The organism is Moorena bouillonii PNG, from assembly GCF_001942495.1.
Taxonomy (GTDB): Bacteria; Cyanobacteriota; Cyanobacteriia; order Cyanobacteriales; family Coleofasciculaceae; genus Moorena; species Moorena bouillonii.
Window position 1 is genome coordinate 5,276,313 of the sequence record NZ_MKZS01000001.1, and the last position, 17,571, is coordinate 5,293,883.

The 17,571-nt window shown below is 43.3% G+C and carries 17 protein-coding genes; 7 read left to right on the forward strand and 10 right to left on the reverse strand.

Features of this window, described 5'->3' with window-relative positions; all coding sequences use genetic code 11:
• The 3 genes from BJP37_RS41980 to BJP37_RS21480 form a co-directional block, all read left to right on the forward strand.
• On the forward strand, positions 1-206 hold a 206-nt coding region (locus tag BJP37_RS41980), incomplete at its 5' end, for a hypothetical protein (RefSeq protein ID WP_214607768.1).
• A gap of 30 nt (positions 207-236) precedes the next feature.
• Positions 237-1,414, forward strand: a protein-coding gene (locus BJP37_RS34770) for an IS630 family transposase (protein WP_143727726.1) whose coding sequence is annotated in 2 segments (ribosomal slippage) — positions 237-669 and positions 669-1,414 — 1,179 coding nt in all. Because the reading frame shifts where the segments join, the coding sequence is not laid out codon by codon here.
• 228 nt (positions 1,415-1,642) lie between these two features.
• The gene (locus BJP37_RS21480) at positions 1,643-2,542 is read left to right on the forward strand and encodes a glycosyltransferase family protein (protein WP_081431277.1); all 900 of its coding nucleotides are present in this window, start codon (positions 1,643-1,645) and stop codon (positions 2,540-2,542) included.
• Between the two features lie 100 nt (positions 2,543-2,642).
• Here BJP37_RS21480 and BJP37_RS21485 read toward each other — a convergent pair whose 3' ends face one another.
• From BJP37_RS21485 to BJP37_RS39730, 5 genes are all read right to left on the reverse strand, one after another.
• Positions 2,643-3,407: a DsbA family protein gene (locus BJP37_RS21485; RefSeq protein ID WP_075901822.1), complete on the reverse strand. Its 765-nt coding sequence runs from the start codon at positions 3,405-3,407 to the stop codon at positions 2,643-2,645.
• A gap of 124 nt (positions 3,408-3,531) precedes the next feature.
• Entirely contained in the window at positions 3,532-3,654 is a 123-nt protein-coding gene (locus tag BJP37_RS43780) for a hypothetical protein (RefSeq protein ID WP_269087041.1), read from the reverse strand.
• A 181-nt stretch (positions 3,655-3,835) separates the two neighbouring features.
• Positions 3,836-6,784, reverse strand: a complete 2,949-nt coding sequence (locus BJP37_RS21490) for a zinc-dependent metalloprotease (protein WP_229415400.1) — start codon at positions 6,782-6,784, stop codon at positions 3,836-3,838.
• Positions 6,785-7,502: 718 nt separating this feature from the next.
• Entirely contained in the window at positions 7,503-7,853 is a 351-nt protein-coding gene (locus BJP37_RS21495; RefSeq protein WP_075901826.1) for a phage holin family protein, read from the reverse strand.
• 142 nt (positions 7,854-7,995) lie between these two features.
• Entirely contained in the window at positions 7,996-8,151 is a 156-nt protein-coding gene (locus tag BJP37_RS39730) for a hypothetical protein (protein ID WP_158069701.1), read from the reverse strand.
• 179 nt (positions 8,152-8,330) lie between these two features.
• Here BJP37_RS39730 and BJP37_RS21500 point away from each other — a divergent pair, with 179 nt between their 5' ends.
• From BJP37_RS21500 to BJP37_RS21515, 3 genes are all read left to right on the forward strand, one after another.
• Positions 8,331-8,711, forward strand: a complete 381-nt coding sequence (locus BJP37_RS21500) for a pentapeptide repeat-containing protein (protein WP_158069702.1) — start codon at positions 8,331-8,333, stop codon at positions 8,709-8,711.
• Positions 8,712-8,936: 225 nt separating this feature from the next.
• Positions 8,937-10,259: a 5-(carboxyamino)imidazole ribonucleotide synthase gene (locus tag BJP37_RS42775; protein WP_229415401.1), complete on the forward strand. Its 1,323-nt coding sequence runs from the start codon at positions 8,937-8,939 to the stop codon at positions 10,257-10,259.
• A 139-nt stretch (positions 10,260-10,398) separates the two neighbouring features.
• Positions 10,399-11,028, forward strand: coding sequence for a CAP domain-containing protein (locus tag BJP37_RS21515; RefSeq protein WP_158069703.1), 630 nt, complete (start codon positions 10,399-10,401; stop codon positions 11,026-11,028).
• 212 nt (positions 11,029-11,240) lie between these two features.
• Here BJP37_RS21515 and BJP37_RS21520 read toward each other — a convergent pair whose 3' ends face one another.
• From BJP37_RS21520 to BJP37_RS21530, 3 genes are all read right to left on the reverse strand, one after another.
• Positions 11,241-12,341 (reverse strand): RNA-guided endonuclease InsQ/TnpB family protein, encoded by a 1,101-nt coding sequence (locus BJP37_RS21520; RefSeq protein ID WP_075901832.1) that lies wholly within the window; start codon positions 12,339-12,341, stop codon positions 11,241-11,243.
• A complete protein-coding gene (locus tag BJP37_RS21525) occupies positions 12,328-12,957 on the reverse strand; it encodes an IS607 family transposase (RefSeq protein WP_075901834.1) in 630 nt (209 codons plus the stop codon). Before BJP37_RS21525 ends, BJP37_RS21520 begins: the two co-directional genes overlap by 14 nt.
• A 112-nt stretch (positions 12,958-13,069) precedes the next feature.
• Positions 13,070-14,101, reverse strand: a complete 1,032-nt coding sequence (locus BJP37_RS21530; RefSeq protein ID WP_075901836.1) for a zinc-dependent alcohol dehydrogenase — start codon at positions 14,099-14,101, stop codon at positions 13,070-13,072.
• Between the two features lie 189 nt (positions 14,102-14,290).
• Between BJP37_RS21530 and BJP37_RS37115 the strand changes: the two genes are divergently transcribed.
• Complete coding sequence (locus BJP37_RS37115) at positions 14,291-14,491, forward strand: hypothetical protein (RefSeq protein WP_143727729.1); 201 nt, start codon at positions 14,291-14,293, stop codon at positions 14,489-14,491.
• On the opposite strand, the gene BJP37_RS21535 is transcribed toward BJP37_RS37115, so the two are convergent.
• Positions 14,410-16,710 (reverse strand): dynamin family protein, encoded by a 2,301-nt coding sequence (locus tag BJP37_RS21535; protein WP_075901838.1) that lies wholly within the window; start codon positions 16,708-16,710, stop codon positions 14,410-14,412. The two genes, BJP37_RS37115 and BJP37_RS21535, sit on opposite strands and share 82 nt — an antisense overlap.
• 22 nt (positions 16,711-16,732) lie before the next feature.
• Positions 16,733-17,554: a hypothetical protein gene (locus BJP37_RS21540; protein WP_075901840.1), complete on the reverse strand. Its 822-nt coding sequence runs from the start codon at positions 17,552-17,554 to the stop codon at positions 16,733-16,735.
• Positions 17,555-17,571: the final 17 nt, after the last annotated feature.

Consider the following 17,571-nt stretch of genomic DNA (forward strand, 5'->3'; position numbering starts at 1 on the left):
TCACTGGTGGCAGGATGCCAAGGCTTAACAGTAACTATTTAGCCGGATTTCATATTAGCTGTGCCACGCCACTACTGTTCTTTTTGACTAAAAGCTTTTTGACGCGGTGGTGCGTTACAGGACGGAATGTGATAACACTGGCTACCGAAAAAATAAGGGATCGCCCGTCCCTAACGCACCCTACTGGCGTGGCCAGGTTAAAATAGTGCAATAGATAGTAAAAGGATTTGCCTTTTATGGGAAGAGGTCGTCGGGATAAAGTTCGTCTGAGTCAGGAACAAAGACAAAAACTCGAATCAATTAGTCGCAATGGCTATGCTCCAGCTAAAAAAATCTTGCATGCTCAAGTATTGTTGATGTGCGATGAAGCTGGGGATCGCGCTCAAAAATGGACAGATGAAGAAATTGGTGCAGCCTTAAACCTACATCGCAATACAGTTGGGCGTATTCGGAAACGATTTCTCAAAGATGGAGTTGAACCAGCTCTCAATCGTCGCCCTCGCATCGTCCCACCAAATCCACCATTACTTGATGGAAAACAAGAAGCACAACTAATTGCTCTATGTTGTTCACAGCCACCATCTGGAAGAGCACACTGGAGTTTAAGATTATTAACCAACGAATTAAAAAAACGAGGGATTGTCACAGAAATTTCTCGTGAGACAGTACGCTGCCATTTAAAAAAAACCAACTACGTCCTTGGAAAAAACAACGCTTCTGTATCCCGGAACGAGATTTAGCACGTTTTGTCGCTCAAATGGAAGTAGTTCTAGATCTTTACAGTAGTCAATATAGCGCTTCTGAACCACTTATTTGTATGGATGAAGCAGCTATACAACTAACTGGACATGTCTTAGAACCGATCGAGATGCAACCTGGTCATGATGCCAAGGAAGATTATCATTACACTCGTGAAGGAACTCAAGCTCTGTTTATGTTTTTTGACCCAATTCGTGGTTGGCGAAGAGTAACTAATCGTGACCATCGTACTAGTAGTGATTGGGCAGAAGAAATTCGTCAATTACTGGAAGTGGACTATCCTCAAGCCGACAAAATCAAATTACTATGTGATAATCTCAACATTCATGAGATTGCTTCATTGTACAAAACTTTTCCTGCTGATGAAGCTCATTCCTTGGCAAGAAGACTAGAAATTTATCATACTCCTCGCAACGGGAGTTGGCTCAATGTCGCAGAAATTGAACTAAGTGTTTTGACACAGCAATGTTTGAGACGACGTATTGCCACTCCTGAGAAACTGACATCTGAATTAGAGGCGTGGGCAAATGAGCGTAATCGCACAGCCAGCCAAGTGATCTGGCACTTTACCACTGAAGATGCTCGAGTGAAATTGAAACATCTCTATCCTGTTTTTGAGGAGTTAGATCACTCAGATTCTAATGCATCAAATTAAGCTTGCCACGCCACTACGAATTCACCTTAAATCTTACCAAGATAAGCTGCTATGAAAATAATGCACAATGGTCTCCAAGACCTACTTTTGATTAATTTTTACTCTCAGGAAATTAAGCTCGATTTTTTATCTATTGAAATTCCGATACCTGATTCCATCAAAAATTTTACTAACCTGTTTACCTATAGGATAGGCTTACACTTACGTCGGTAATATCGTCATATTGCTATGGCGATCAGGTCTTTTACGAGTAAAGAATGTAAAGACTATGATGGACTTTTTATCTTTGAAATTGATCTCCAAAATATCTATTTCCTTCTCCCTTTACTGGCATGGCATCGCAAACCTGTTTGGATTTGTCTTCACTGGAATCAACAATTAGCCATGCACAGTAACTTAAAGTTTTTTGGTTTACTGTATCTAAAGTTTTTCCTCAAGTATTTTAACCTTAAGGCAGTTTTATTTGAAATTGATGATGATGTTTTACCCAAACGGTTTAGATTACCAGCGTCTGCGAAAGTTAAAATACCGATGCCAATCCGGAGCGATGCTTACCCGAATTTAAAGCCAGGAGAAAGGCTGCCTACCGATAATAAAATTAAAATCGGTGTGGTTGGCATGATTCGTAAGGATAAGCCAATCGCTAAGATAATTGACATCTTGAAAGACTATACTAAATCTGACCAAAAATGTGAGCTAGTGCTTGGGGTTCCATTTTGGCAGAAGCCTAAGGATTTAGATAACTTGGGCGTAACGATGTATGATACAACCACTGAAAAACAATATCTTGATTTGTTAAATGAGGTAGATATTTTAGTCGCCCATTACGAAAAACATCGCTATTATTATCGTACCAGTGGTGTATTGAGTGATGCCGCTTGCTGTGGTTGCTATGTGATTACTTCTGATTATCCGGTACTCCGGCATCAAGTTAATTGGCCAGTTTCTGTAGGTTCAACCTTTAAAACTTTTGATGAAATTCCATCATTACTGGATGAAGCTATCTCTTATATTCGGGAGCATGGTCAGGATAACCAGTGGCTGTGGCGAGAAAAAAGAACAGCGGAGGAAATAGCAACTGTTTTTAGTAAAGGGAACAGGGAACAGGGAATAGGGAATAGGGAGTAGGGAGTAGGGAGTAGGGTGGGCAAAAACAATTTGGTTATTGTGAGTATTCGAGATTAGATTAGTTTGCCCACCCTACTTTATTTACTTCTATTCCCTAACTTCAAGAGTTGCGCACTCGTGCCAATATCGCTTCTATCTGTTCTAGGGGCACCGCACCAGAGAAGGATTCACCATTCATAACAAAGAATGGTGTGCCACTTAGTCCCAATAGTTGTGCTAGCTGCATGTCTTCTGCAATGGCACGATCAGCTGCGTTCCGGTCTCGGTTAAACTGCTCTAGGTCTAAATCTAGGTCTTGGGCAATGGCAAGATATAACTCTTCTCCTAATTGCTTTTGATTAGCGAATAGAGCATCATGGTACTGCCAGAATTTGCCTTGTTGAGTGGCGGCCCAAGCGGCTTGAGCAGCTGGCAGGGCTTGGGAATGAATGCGGGTCAGGGGGAAGTGTTTGTACACTAAGGTGACTTCATCACCATGGTTTGCTATAAACTCCTTGACGGTGTCGTGAGCTCTGGCACAGAAGGGACACTGAAAGTCTGAGAATTCTACTAGCACAATTTTATCTTCAATGGCGCTAGTGGTGGGGGAGGAACCAATGAAGGCTTGGGGATTGGTTTTGAAGCCCTGCAAGATTGCTTGCTGTTGCTGCTGGCTTTCCCGTTCCAGTTGCTGCTGGTATCTCTGGACCGATTCTAGGATTACTTCTGGGTGGTTGCGGATGACTTCGAGTATTTGTTGTTCTAGTTGAGGACTAATTTTGGAGGCTGCTGTGGCTGGCAGTGACCAGGTTGAGAAGGACAGGAGTAGTACTAATCCTGTGAGTGATAGGGCTTTCTGGAGAATGCTAAGGAGCTTAGTGACCATGATTGTTTTAAATTTAACCAAGGCATAGGGTATCTCAGATCAGGCAACATGGGCAACGGATCGGTAACGGATGTAACAGATGGATTAATGGCTGGGAGTTTGGTGCCTCACAGGGGTAGATTTTTTACATTTGGGTCGGGAGTCGGGAGTCGGGAATCGGGAGTCGGGAGTCGGGAATCGGGAATCGGGAGTCGGGAAGACCTGAATCCCCCGAATTCAATTCAGGGGAGTGGCTTAAGGTAAGCATATGCGCTACGCGCACCCTGCGCGAACAGCGGTCAGTGGTCAGCGGTCAGTGGTCAGCCCTCAGCCCTCAGCCCTCAGCCCTCAGCGGTTGGCCTTTGGCTGAAAGCTGATAGCTGATAGCTGAAAGCTGATAGCTGAAAGCTGATAGCTGAAAGCTGATAGCTTACGGCTCAAGTCATGATTCATTCCGATTGCAACGGTGCATCCAAGACTTTAGTAATGCGATCGCGTGCGCCTTCTAAGTGGGCTAAGCTAGCAGTATCAAGGTTTTTCCCTTGTTTGTTCAAGGTCTTTGCGATCGCATCCCGCAATTGACGGAGTTTATACCGGGCTAACACCCGAGCATCCTCGGGAGTATTAAAGGTTTGGATAGCAATAATAAATTCAGGGAAGGTGCGGGCAGTTTCTAGACTATTGGAATTGCGCAGTGCCATGTTCACTAAAAGACTCATATACTGCCGTTGCAATCCCCGACGCAAGCTAGAGATTGGCTCAATCTTAGCTTTAGTATCTAGTTTCCAGATGCTATCTTGAACAGTGTCAAACACTTCTGCCATGGTCAAGGCTTCCCCGGAACTAGTTTTGAGTTGAGCATCCCGCAAACGAGCCAACCGTTCTGATGAGAATAAATCCCCGAGCACCATAGTTTGAACTAACATCACTCGGTCATGAATGGGATAATCTAGGGGGAAAATAGTGGGAAAAGTACCCCAGTGAGTCCAGCGAGATGGGGCTAACTGGTTGAGGAGTTGGGGTGAGAAGTTAAAGGTATCTTCAGCAAACATATACTCCCCGAGCATGGCTAGAGCCTGACGCTGTTTTTCCACAGGGATGGGTTCAAAGGGAAGTGTGCCAGTCTTGCCACCAGTGTAGTTTCGATTAAAGGTTTGTCCCCCAATATAACCAGTAAGGGACATAGCGTTTTCAAAGAAATAGGAGAAGACCGTATCAAAGCGATCGCGTAAATCCCCAGCACTTTCTTCAGGAAGCAGGTAAGTGGTGTTCAAGCGTTTCCAAATTCCCTTAGCATTCTCCATTTGCCACTGAGAGTAGCGCAATGGATCGCCACTAAGGTCCCAAACTTTAGCTTCTGGGTCAATAAAATCGAAAGTATCCTCATCTGTAGCATAGGATAGTCCCATTTCGGACCCTTCAGCCGCAATTTTGCGCAGTGTGCGTAATTCTTGTTGAGGAGTCAGAGCATCAATAGGACTGTAGCCATACTTAATCACCCACTTATCATAGGGACCAACCACTGTGGAGAAATAATCTCCCTGTTCTATTCCCTCTGGCGCTAGATTAACTGGCACATAATCCATTACTGACGCCACTAGCCCTTGGTTGCGGGTAATCTCAGTATTATTCAATTCCTCCGGAGTCAACATGGTGCTGCCCCGGAAATTGTGGCGCAATCCCAGAGTATGCCCCACTTCGTGAGCCGTCAGGTAGCGCAAATACTGCTCGATGAAGGTTTTCATTTCCTCACCACTGGGCAACTCGTGGTTTACCATCGATAGAGACAATGCTCCAAACTTAGCTTGCTGAGCTGATGCCATGGCAAAACAGAACTCATGGTCTGGGACTTGGGTTAGTCCGCTCAGGAATTGCCCAGCTGGTAGGCTCAACTGAGCCGCTTTGCCAGGATTGCTCTTGAGGATTTCCTGCCATTTGAGGTAAGGAACTTTCATGCCATTACTACACAGGGAACCATTCAACGGGAATTGGGATAACCCAGATAATGCCTGGGATTGAGGCTGGGAACCAATAGCCTGGTATTCCGCTTTGATCCAGCGCACCGCATTAGCATCAATAATCACGTCTGCATCCAAGATTTCCCCAGTCAAGGGGTTTACTCGGGATGGGCCCATCGCGATAATTCCTGGGAATGACGGAAAAGAATTGGACCAGCGAATGGTGTTGTAGCGAATATCAGCCGGGTCCCAGGTGGCATCATCTGGCATTTGCCGCACTTCAATGGCATTGTCAAACCCTGCCTCCCGAAACGCTTCATTCCACATTAAAATCCCCTCCCGAATTGCATCTCGGTACTCTAGAGGTACAGTATTTTCAATCCAAAATACAATCGGTTCTTTTGGGGGGGATATAGTAGCAGTAGGGTCTTGTTTTTCTAAATGCCAGCGCCTGATATAACGGATAAAGGGCTGTTTGCGGTTTTGATTGGATAGATTTTGATAAGCACTGATGAAATAGCCTACCCGTTCATCCGCGAGTCGATGACGGTAACCATTGTTAGTCGGTAGTTGAGAAAAGCTATAGCGGACACTAAGATTAAATGCCCGTTGATCTGGGAGACTCCTTAAGGGAAAGAATAAATCTCCCCCACCAGAAAAGCCATAAACCGACTCAATCTCTACATTCAACGGAAATGCTTGAGCGTCACTGACATAGGATTTTTGAGGGTCTACTCCATAACTTCCTCCTAATATCCAAGGAAAAGCCGATGCTAGTCCAGAGAAAGACCCATCGCTGACGAGGAGTGGTGTTAAATCCACCAAGAGAGTCTTTCGTTCTGGATGAATACTGGTAATGGGCAGGGAATATAGTACCGAATCACTGAAGGAACGCTTAACAGAACGCTCTTGGGGGTCACCGGGTTGAGTACGGAAGTAGATATTTGGTATAACTAAATCTATGGTTTTCTGTCGGCGGCGGAATTGGAACAAAAAATCATTAACTGGCCAACCGGTTTGGAGCCCCAACTCCCCAATTCCCGAAGAAAGGGTGACAACACATAGGAAATTTTGATTTAGTTGATCGGGCTCAATTTCTAAATAAATTTTGTCTTTTTCTTTATTACGGTAGAGGGTGAGTAATCCTGCTAATTCTTCGGCATCTTCTACCACCTTATCAAATGGCTTTAACTTGGAATCACTACTATCTGAATCGGATAACTCCTCTGAGGGTGCCTCTGAGGGGCCTTCAGCAATTTCTGTAGTTTGAACTTGGTTATGGGCTAAGGTTAGCTGGGGCGAGTAAACAATCTGTTGATCCAACTGTTGACCCAAACTATTGCGGTTTGGAGTAGATAGAGCTATGGTTTGGAGGTACAACGGGGATAGTACCAAGACGAATGCACACAGACAGAATATCAAGAACTTTTGTCTTTTCATCGATTAATCACTAATTTTGTGTTCCCAAAAAAATATAAATTATGAATTATTATCGTTACGAATCATGAATGATTAAAACAATAAAATTAATATCATAATCACCAAATTATTGAATTTTAAAATTGATTATAGCGTTTCTTATCCTTATAATCTACTTCACTTTTATAGCAATTACTCCCTACTTTCTACTCCCTACTCCCCAAGACGAAAGTCCCTCAACCAATTGATAGCTGCTATAGTTACAATTGATTTAGTTATTGATTAGTTTAATCTTTATAGCTTCTGATTCCTAAGTATTACTTAAGGATTACTATCAATGGGAAGCACAGAGCAGAGCCATGGTTTTAGATGTTCTATTTATTTTTAGTCAAGATGGTGTGATTTTACTATAGTGGTTTTACTATAGCTTTTTTTAATTAAATAGACGAATCAATGGACTAACCCTTCAAGCACCCCGAAATTTACACACCTTGGGTTAGTCTATATCTATAGTTCCTGTACTTTGAGCCTTGGCAGTTCAAAAAAACTGTACAGTAACTTTAAGTCAAGCTATACTTTCAGCAGTCAGCTTTCAGCTATTTACTAGTCAGCCCTTGCAGCTGAAAACTTAAGCTCAGAAGTATAGTTTATTAAAAGTAGTGCCAGCTAAATTAGGTAAGCATTTAGTTAATGCGCTACGCGCACGCTGCGCATTAGCTGAATGCTGATAGCTGATAGCTTAAACTTGATTAGAAGCCAAGCTATTGATAACACTAGACACCAAAGTCAGAACGATGGCTCCGAAAAAAGCTGGCCAGAAACCGTTTACCATAAACGCCGCAGGAGTGAAATAGGATGCCAGGGATAGGGTGATAGCATTAATCACCAACAGAAATAGTCCCATGGATAAAATTGTGATGGGCAAGGTCAGAATCACTAGAATCGGTCTAATGATGGCGTTAACTAAACCAATGACTACTACCGCTACAGCAGCTGCACCAAAACCACTAATGGTAATTCCTGGTACCAGGTAAGCAGTAATCATTAGTGAGATAGCACTTAGCAGCCAAGTCAAAAATATATTAAGCATCGATCTCACAAAAATATCGCTCACTATGATTTTAGCGATTCTGGCGAGATTAGCCTGTAAGCATTCAGGCGTCAGCTATCAGCGTGTCGCGTATCAGCTATCAGCGTGTCGCGTATCAGCGTGTCGCGTATCAGCCATCAGCTTATGTGCTACAGATGGTGCTACTTGAGGTGCCATTGGCGGTAGGCCAAGCTATGGGACAGCTTTTGAATAAAATAAGTTGACCGCTGACCGCTGAGCACTGAGCACTGACCGCTGACCGCTGACCGCTGTTCGCGCAGCGTGCGCGAGCGCGCATATGCTTACCTTTGGTATAACTCAAGTGATTATGCATCACAGTATGATTGAGTTGAACGATTCCAGCAATAAATCTTTATGTTTTTCCGGCTACTGGTTACATTCTTATTTGCGTGCTCTGTTTTTTGTTATCCCTTACCTGTTCACGCCAAGAGTATAGCCTGCGATGGGAAACAACTCGTGGGAGCAGACTTATCCGGTCAAGACTTACAGGAAGTCAAAATTACCTATTGCAATTTGGACCAGGCTAACTTAGCCGATGCCAAATTGATCAAAGCATCTATCCAACATACTACCCTGAATAATGCTAATCTCCATGGAGCAGACTTTACCAACAGCGACACCTACAACATTAGCTTCAATGGTGCAGATTTAACTGATGCCATCTTTACTGGTTCCTTACTGCAACGTGCCAGTTTTGATGGGGCTAACATCACTGGTGCTGATTTTAGTAGCACCCTGATCCAACCGGTCAGACAACGGTTAAAACTCTGCGATGTAGCAACTGGCGTGAACCCTACCACTGGTGTGATGACTCGTAAGTCTTTAGGGTGTTGGTAAGGTGTTGAATGTTGACTGTTGAATGTTGACTGTTGAATGTTGACTGTTGAATGTTGAATGTTGACTGTTGAATGTTGAATGTTGACTATTTGATGGTCAACGGTTAACATTCACGATCGATGGGGCTGACTTGAGCGATGGTATGCTGGATGGTGTCCAAATTTGATAACTGTTTGCTAAGCAAGGTGCATCTGAAAACTGGTGTTGCGCTTGTGAGTCTTTGGGATGTCGATTAAACGAGTAGGTGTAATTGGTGGAGGACAACTGGCCTGGATGATGGCAATGGCTGCCAAGTCTTTGGGTATTCGGCTAGTGGTTCAAACTCCTAATATTACTGATCCAGCTGTCCGTGTTGCTGCTGAAACTATCTTTGCTGCTATTGATGATGGGATCGCTACCGAGCAAATGGCATCTCGCTGTGATGTGATTACCTTTGAGAATGAATTTATTAACCTCGATGCCCTGAAATGTCTGGCAAAGCGGGGAATTTGCTTTTACCCCCGACTAGAGGCTCTAGCGCCACTGTTGGATAAATATCACCAACGCTGCTATTTCGATCGGATTGGTTTACCCCAGCCAGAGTTCATCAGTCTGGAGGGGGAAGTGGGTAAGGAGGAATTAAAGTCCCTAGCCTCTTCTCGGGGCGTTGCTGAATTGAAGTATGAATCCGCGATCGTTTGGTTTTGGTCAAGCCCCCTAAATCCCCCAACTTTGGGGGACTTTCAGAGTTTTGTTCCCCCCAAAATTGGGGGGCTAGGGGGGCAAAATCATACCCAGAATCAGCAACGCCCTTCTCGGACCCCAATCAACCTGAGTCAGTTAGAGTTTCCTCTGGTGCTGAAAGCGCGACGCCAAGGTTATGACGGCAAGGGTACGTTTATTATTAAAGACAGTCATAGCTTACAGGAAACTTGGAAGCAGTTAGGGAATCAGCCTGTGGTGCTAGAAGAGTTTATTCCCTTTGAACGGGAGTTGGCAGTAATGGCTGCCCGTTCTGTAGATGGGCAGGTGGTGGTTTACCCGGTGGTGGAAACTCAGCAGGAAGAACAGGTCTGTCGGCGAGTGATTGCACCAGCTCAGATTAGCCCAGATACGGTGGCCGAGGTGAATGCGATCGCAAAAACTCTCCTGACTAGTTTAGACGTAGTGGGAGTCTTTGGGATTGAGTTATTCCTCACTAGCAATAACAAAGTTTTGGTTAATGAAGTGTCCCCTCGTACCCATAATTCCGGCCATTACACCATTGATGCTTGCGAAACTTCTCAATTTGAGCAGCAACTGCGAGCCGTGGTAGGTTTACCCTTAGGTAGCCCACAGATGCATTGTGCCAGTGCAGTAATGGTGAATCTTTTGGGTTATGAGTCTTCCCTGGATGATTACCAACAGAAACGGCAGACCTTAGCCAGTTTACCAGGGGCGTTTGTCCATTGGTATGGTAAGACTCAATCCCGCCCAGGACGTAAGTTAGGTCATGTCACAGTTGTTTTAAGTGATGGGAATTCCGTACAAGAGGTAATTGATAAGGTTGAATCGGTTTGGTACGATTAATATCCTGTTGAAAGTTAGCCGCTTGTTTGTCAGAATTAAGAATTAAGAATTAAGAATTAAGAATTAAGAATTGAGACTTCTACATTCTGCATTCTGCATTCTACATTCTTAATTCAAAAGATAATTAATAATGATGACTATGCTCAGAAAACTCGCGATCATCCTTGTCGGTGTATTGATCACCACTGCTGCCTTTGTATCAATACCTTCCGATCCTGCCTATGCCTCTCTATCTAGCTCTGAACAACAAGAACTATTAGATGCACATAATCAGTACCGGAGACAGGTTCAACCCACAGCATCAAATATGAGAGAGCTCAAATGGAATAATACATTGGCTGGAGTAGCGCAAAACTATGCTGATAAATGTACTTGGGGACATAACAGGAACCGTACACAACAGGTAGGAGGTGAGTTTTCTTACGTGGGGGAAAACTTGTACCTCACAACCAACCAGAATCATCAAACGACTGCTCCAGTTGATTCCTGGTATAGTGAAGTGAAAGATTATGACTATGCTACTAATAGCAGTAGCGGAGTCACAGGTCATTACACTCAAGTGGTCTGGGCTAACACTGAATACCTTGGATGCGGCAGAACAAAATGTCCTAGCTTAGTGGGTCTTAACTGGAACAATGTAGCTATAGTAGTTTGCAACTATGCTCAAGGAGGAAATTATAGGGGTCAAAAGCCTTACGTAGCTGGGACAATCGCCTCAAGTTGTCCGTCAGGTTATACTGCTAGCAACGGTCTTTGTTCAGCTAACTAATTTACTCTGCCCCACTGGTTAGTGAAGCGGGCGGGTCGCGCCCGAAAGTTCAAGCCGTAGCAGTAGTCTTAGGGTAGGATGAGCATTGATCCAGGCAGCAACTGTCTCAGTATTCTCACCCGGTAAGGCTTTGGCAGTGGAGGTAAAGAGAAGAAAGCAAAAAGGAAACAGTAAAAAATACTTGGCTTGTGCAACATTTAACCTGTGCAAACCTACTTATCAGCAGGAATGACCTGTATAGCACCAGGTGAAAACCTGGTGGTTGTTGCCGACAAAGCACGAATCATTATGTTCCGTGCGCCATTCCAATCCCGTGGTAATGAGAAACCACATTTTGGGCATTGGAATTTTCTATTACCGCCTAATTTTTCGTGAATATGACCGCACTCCGGACAAGTCTTGCTCGTGTAAGATTCATTAACTAATACCACCCTTACATCATGCCGATCTGCCATTTGTATCAAATGTTGACGAAATTTGTAATGACTCCAGGTGAGCAGATTGCGAGCTGTCTTCTTGTTCAACTTCCTAGCTGACTTTACCACCATCAAAGATGTCTCAAACCTTGGTAAAAAGATCAGCTTGTAGTTACTAACGAGAAAGGAGGCCGACTTGTTGTGGGTGTCCTTGATCAAGTCTTGAATCTTTTGGCGTAAACGATGAGCGGCTTTCCTCATTCCTCGTCTCTGACGTTTGGCAGAGCTTAAGTCAATACGACTCATCAACCGATCTAATTGTTGACAAAGTCTTTGGATTCTACCAATATCGCTCTTACCTATTTCGATATAATTTCTGCCATCAAAACCAGTAAGGAATGTCCTAACACCTGGGTCTAAGGCTATTACTCGTTCCTCTTCAGTAGGAGTGGGCTCAATGTACTCAGGAAAAATCCCGTACCATTTTCCTTTGATCCACACTAATTGAGTTCCGTAGATACATTCGCTAGGGAAGTCTTGAGGTGAGCGGAAAGACAATCCTTTTACTTTTGTTGGGTACCAGAAACCCTTCTTGAAGTTTCCTGCTTTGAACTTGATCACCTGCGAAGTCTGACGACAGGACTTAAACTTAGCAAAACCTCCGTTAGCTTTCGCCTGCTTAACTGCATCGATCCCATCTGCCACGGCTTCTTGTAGTTGGTGGCCTGGTAATGTCTTTACCCACTCTGGTCTATCCGCACTTCTTGCTAATTTCTGTAAATCGTAAGCACTACCTTGATAGCCATTCTTGATAGTAGCTATTGACCAGTTATAAACCCACCGATAAGCGTTGAGCCAAGTTTTCCAAACTTTATGAAGTTCTTTAGACGGAAACACCCTGATCTTTGAGACACTGTTGGGTGTCAACTTCACCGTCTGATTCCGAGGTTTTTTCTTGTACCGCTTTCGTGACTTGTTTTTGGTATTTTCGGAGTCCGTAAAGCCTAGCAGAGAAACAGTGGAGGATGGACAAGATATCTTCGACGAGTTCTTGCTCTGGGGATAATTTACGTTCATGGAGAACCAAGAGTTTAACTCCACTTTTTTGGCACAACCATTCAAGTAACGGAAATCCAAATCGGACTGCTCTATCTGGGTATGCAATGACAAATGCCGAGATATCAGAGCTGTATATTCGTTCCAATATTTTGAGAAACTTTCGCCGTTTAAAATTGAGTCCCGATCCAACTTCTGAAATAACTTCAGCGTTTGGGTATTTTGACCGTAAAAATTCAGCTTGTCTATCAAGGTCGTCTCGTTGGGAGTGTGTAGAGACTCTTGCATAAGCGACAATGGGCTTACTCTGCGGGTCTTGTCCTTCAACACAAAACCTTCTTTGATTCCCTTGAGTCCTGATGCTGTCAAGTCTTCCGTCTTTATCCCATCTCCTGAGTGTTGTAATGGAGACACCGTAATATTCGGCTGCCTCTTTTGGGGTGACATATTTTTTCATAACGGCTTAACCTCTACAAATCTATACTAACATCTTTGTAGAGATATGAAAAGGTTTGATGAGATTAAATGCTCATAGTTACACCTCTTTGTTGTCTATTGTTAATCTTTTACTACCCTGGTTCAATTGCGACTTTGATGGCCTGACGATTCTTCATGTTTTCAAACACCTGCTCTAAATCTTTTAGGGGACGATAGTAACTTATAAGTAGTTCAAAAGGTATAACTCGACTCGCTAACAGAGATAGAGCCTCTCGCACAAAGGTTGGTGTGTTGTGAAAGACCCCTTTGAGGGTCAGGGAATTGTAATGTAGTTGTTCGGTACTGACGGTAATTGTGGTATCCCGAGGACAGCCGCCAAATAAGTTAATAGTGGCACCAGGACGTCCACAAGCGATCGCAGTTTCCCAAACAGTAGGTATACCAGTTGCTTCAATTACTATATCTGCCCCCCAACCATCAGTTAAGTCTCGCACCGATGCTGGTACATCACTTAAATTATGATAGTTAAAAGTTCGAGATGCTCCTAATTTTTCCCCAATTTGCAGCCGTTGATCATGACCCCCAAAGAGAAACACCTCTGCTGCTGATTGCTGAGCTATTACTGCTGTGAACATCAAACCAATTGCACCATCTCCTATAACTACTACCCGGTCAGCAGGTTGAATATTAGAACATGCTACCCCATGCAACACACAAGCAAGGGGTTCTGTCATGGATGCGAGAGCATTATCTAAATCATCAGGTACAGCTAAGAGGTTGTGTTTTACAATTGGTGATGGTATTTTAAGGTATTCAGCGAAAGCACCATAGTTGAAGACTAAATTGGGACACAGGGAATACTCCCGGCGGTGGCAGAAAAAACAGTTCATACAGGGGGCAGAGTTGTTGGCCACTACGCGATCGCCAATTTTCCAGCCTGTAACTCCCTCTCCTAGGGAGACAATTTCACCGACAGCTTCGTGACCCTGCAATATGGGAGGTTGTGGCATTTTCGGATGACCACCACGAAGCCATATTTTGAGATCCGTACCACAGGTTGTTGCCGTCCCAACTTTAATCACAATCTCACCAGCGGCAGCTGTGGGGAAAGGGACTTCTTCCAAGCGCAAATTTTCTTGACCGTAGAGTAATGCTGCTAGCAATATGAATTACCTCTGACCATAGTATTTTTTGGATAGTAACTCAAATTTACTTCTATTACCTACATTGCGCAGGTTGGAGGGGAGAGGTGAGTCCTGGATAATAATTTCCCCGACATAGTTGACATTTAAGCAGTAGGGTAGGCAAAGTAATCTAATCTAGAATTATCAAAAGAACCAAACTGTGTCTTGATGCAGTCGCTCATGGGGGAAACCACGGCAGTTGCTCATGGGGGAGACCCCCAAGACCGCACTGCCTCCCCAAGACCGCGCTGCATCGCTTTTTGCCCACCCTACAAATTCCCTACTCCCTACTCCCTACTCCCTACTCCCTTTGCTAAAGCAGTAGATAACTGGCGTAAGCGATCGCTAACTTCTAAATTCACTTCATGAGCCTTTAAATGATCGGGCATTTCAGCCATGAGTAAGGGATTTTCTTCTAACCATTCATTCTGGGCTACTCCTCGCCACACAGCTTCATATCGAATAAAGCGATCGCGCAATTCATCCAGTTCTTGTAGGCAAAATTGTTCAAACCCTGCGGCTTCAAAAATAGCCGAACGCAAATAGGTTTCAAAGGCTTTGAGATCAGTTTCAAGTTCCAAGATCACCTCCTCCGCTGAATTGGTAGGTTTTGGTGGGGCATCCCCAGAGACTTCACGAATACCTAATAGCTCATGGCGAAGCTTGGGATCATAGAGCAACTTTGACCCACGATTTACATATCGTTTTAGGACACTGAAAGCCTTTTCTTCCCCACTGTAGTAATTATCGACTAGTTCGATATCCGCTCCCAGTCTTTTCACAATACGCTGACGAGTTTCACTACCTAAAGGTCCAGGAATTAAGGAGTCAGCAACCGGACGGGCAAAGCGAAGAAATAACGCCGTCAAACTTCGATTTAAAACTTCCACAAACTGCTCTGGATTACCAATCAATCGCTGCTCTAATTCCTTAGTTTTCCATAGTAACGTAGTCAGATAGTCAACTAACTTTAATGCTTCTTCCTTGATTTCTAGGGCAAGGTGATGAGCAATATCTACTAACAGGCTGCTAATGGTACCAGAAAGTTCTTTCCGCCAGTCATAGTCAGTTACTTTAGCATCAAATACACCAATATCAGTTTCTTTAAATATTCGCTGTTTTGTTTGCTCATTCTTGGTTCTGATTTCTTCAATTTTATTATCAATATCCTGGAGGTATCGAGACCTAAATTTTTCGACAATATCTGAAGTGAGAGATTCTTCCCCTGCTGCCGTAGACTTGCGAATATTATCATTATAATAGTCGCTGAGGTCTGCTTTAATCTTTCTCCACTTTTCTTCCCACCACTGGGAAAACTCAATCCGACGTTGATTTTCTTGTAATCGCTTGGCTTCCGCTGGATTCTCTGAATATCGCTTACTAACGATTTCAAAAATTTCTTTTGATGTTGTTAGTATGTTGGTGATTAAAGCGTCACAACGTTTTTCTAAAACAGTAACCCGTTCATTATTAATATAGTCAGTAATGCGAGCCTTGATTTCCTGGATACCAGTCGCTTCGTGTCTTAAGGCTTCCTCGTCTTCGATACCTGTCAGAGAGTTAAGCTTATTTAAAATTTCTTCAGGACTGCCAACTGATTCCACGGTTTGTTGATTAGCCAAACCATTTAAGACTAAATAAGCTCCCGCTGAACCGTGGACAATTCGCTCAGGAGGTAATTGTGCGCGTCGATCCCAATCGTTTGATGCTACATCCAGATGGTCTTGAAGAGCTGCTGGACTAGCAAACTGATCAATCCGACTCAAGAAAACGAAAAGTTTATCTGCAACTGTCACATTCTTGTCACCCTGCTCAGTAAACTCAACAATTTGAAGTTCTGCACCCCGAATACTAGAAAATTGCTGCACCACAATCACAGCATCACAATCTGAGAGCATTTCTCTAGATTCCTCTATATGCTTGGCTAAACCTGAGTCTAATCCAGGCACATCATAGAAAACAATACCTTCAGCTTGGGCTAGTTTATTGGTATACAGTCTAGCTTCTAATACTGCATGGGCGTATTGCTCATCAGCAACATACTTGTTAAGGTCTTTGTTAATGTCTTCAAGGCGAGTAAATGGGATAGTTTTCCGACCTTCGCTACGAACTTGTCTTAAGGTGTCTTGATAGTTTCGGATTGTCTCTAAATCTTGTTTTGCTCCATCTCTATGCTTAGAATTACTCTTAGACTCTGACTCCAGTTCATCCAACAGACGGGTAAATTCTTCTTCAGTTTTAGGCTCAACTTCTAGCCTTTGCTGAGAATCTTGTTCAACGGAATAAATTTGTGTAGTTGTAAAAGTACAACGTCCAGCTTTTGCTGGCAGTAAATCACAATCTAACCAGGCATTAACAAAGGTACTTTTTCCCGCCTTTTCCAAGCCCACAACAGCAATCCGAAATTCTCGCTTCTTCAAGCGTTCAAGCTGACGACGAGCGGGTTTTTCTTCTTCTAAAAGAACCTCTTTGAGGTGAGCAGGAACTCCTGCTTGAGGAAGCTTGGCTAAATCAACGGCGTGGCGCAGCACAGTTAAGGCGTCACCCAAACGAGTTTCATAATAGGATGAAGCAGTTTTCCAATCCATTTTTCCAATCCATTTTAATTCCTTAAGCGCAGATGAAATTTTCTAAACCATCTAGATTAATAAGACGTGCAATTTTATCGATTTTAGCCTCACCATCAGGTAAATTCTTTCTAAGCTCGAACTTGGTTTTTTGACCAATTATCTTCTCACCTCCAGGAATTATCAGCTGGATATAGGCATCTTCATCACTCGAATAATTAATACTATCCAGACTGAGATTGAGGTTTACTGTTTGGTCAATAGCTTGGTCTGAACCATCACATAAAAAATAAGAAGCAGAGGATATAAGTTCTTTAACAAGATTTGAGGGAATCGGATAATCTTGATTCAAGCCACTTAATTGACGAGAAGGAACAACTAAGCACAAAATAGAGTATTGTAGTGGAGGTGGCGATGGTTTTGGAGGTGAATCTAGTTCTTTTTTTGTTTTTTTAACAATCACTGATTTCAGAAAAACGTAGGAGCCAATAACTATAAGAGAGATGAAAAGTATAAAGGTTACTTTCAACCAAGGCTCAGGAGTAACTCGTAAAAACTTCGTAAACAGATCCTCTTTCGCAAACCGATTCTCTAATGCTTCTAATTTCCCTAATACTTCTAATAATGTCTTCATAGTCTTACTCCACTGATTGTCATCATCGTCAAGGTAATAGTTTTTAAAAAACTGCAAGTCTTCGTTGATAGTCGAATCCTTACTTATATTGAAATAACCACAGATTTCTTGGTAGTTGTCTGGAGACAGCTTGCTGATTGCTGTATACATACAACCCTTGGCTTTTGATTTGTAGCATTTCTCAATTTCACTATAAACTTCGTCGAAGCGACTTCGAGATTCTTTATCCATTTGGTTATCATACTCTT

What these genes read in the sequence shown, in the direction of transcription:
- BJP37_RS21480 (WP_081431277.1), top strand. Translation starts at nt 1,643, where the DNA reads ATGGCGATCAGGTCTTTTACGAGTAAAGAATGTAAAGACTATGATGGA.
- BJP37_RS21485 (WP_075901822.1), bottom strand. Translation starts at nt 3,407, where the DNA reads ATGGTCACTAAGCTCCTTAGCATTCTCCAGAAAGCCCTATCACTCACA.
- BJP37_RS43780 (WP_269087041.1), bottom strand. Translation starts at nt 3,654, where the DNA reads ATGCTTACCTTAAGCCACTCCCCTGAATTGAATTCGGGGGATTCAGGT.
- BJP37_RS21490 (WP_229415400.1), bottom strand. Translation starts at nt 6,784, where the DNA reads ATGAAAAGACAAAAGTTCTTGATATTCTGTCTGTGTGCATTCGTCTTG.
- BJP37_RS21495 (WP_075901826.1), bottom strand. Translation starts at nt 7,853, where the DNA reads ATGCTTAATATATTTTTGACTTGGCTGCTAAGTGCTATCTCACTAATG.
- BJP37_RS39730 (WP_158069701.1), bottom strand. Translation starts at nt 8,151, where the DNA reads ATGCGCGCTCGCGCACGCTGCGCGAACAGCGGTCAGCGGTCAGCGGTC.
- BJP37_RS42775 (WP_229415401.1), top strand. Translation starts at nt 8,937, where the DNA reads ATGTCGATTAAACGAGTAGGTGTAATTGGTGGAGGACAACTGGCCTGG.
- BJP37_RS21515 (WP_158069703.1), top strand. Translation starts at nt 10,399, where the DNA reads ATGCTCAGAAAACTCGCGATCATCCTTGTCGGTGTATTGATCACCACT.
- BJP37_RS21525 (WP_075901834.1), bottom strand. Translation starts at nt 12,957, where the DNA reads ATGAAAAAATATGTCACCCCAAAAGAGGCAGCCGAATATTACGGTGTC.
- BJP37_RS37115 (WP_143727729.1), top strand. Translation starts at nt 14,291, where the DNA reads ATGCAGTCGCTCATGGGGGAAACCACGGCAGTTGCTCATGGGGGAGAC.
- BJP37_RS21535 (WP_075901838.1), bottom strand. Translation starts at nt 16,710, where the DNA reads ATGGATTGGAAAACTGCTTCATCCTATTATGAAACTCGTTTGGGTGAC.
- BJP37_RS21540 (WP_075901840.1), bottom strand. Translation starts at nt 17,554, where the DNA reads ATGGATAAAGAATCTCGAAGTCGCTTCGACGAAGTTTATAGTGAAATT.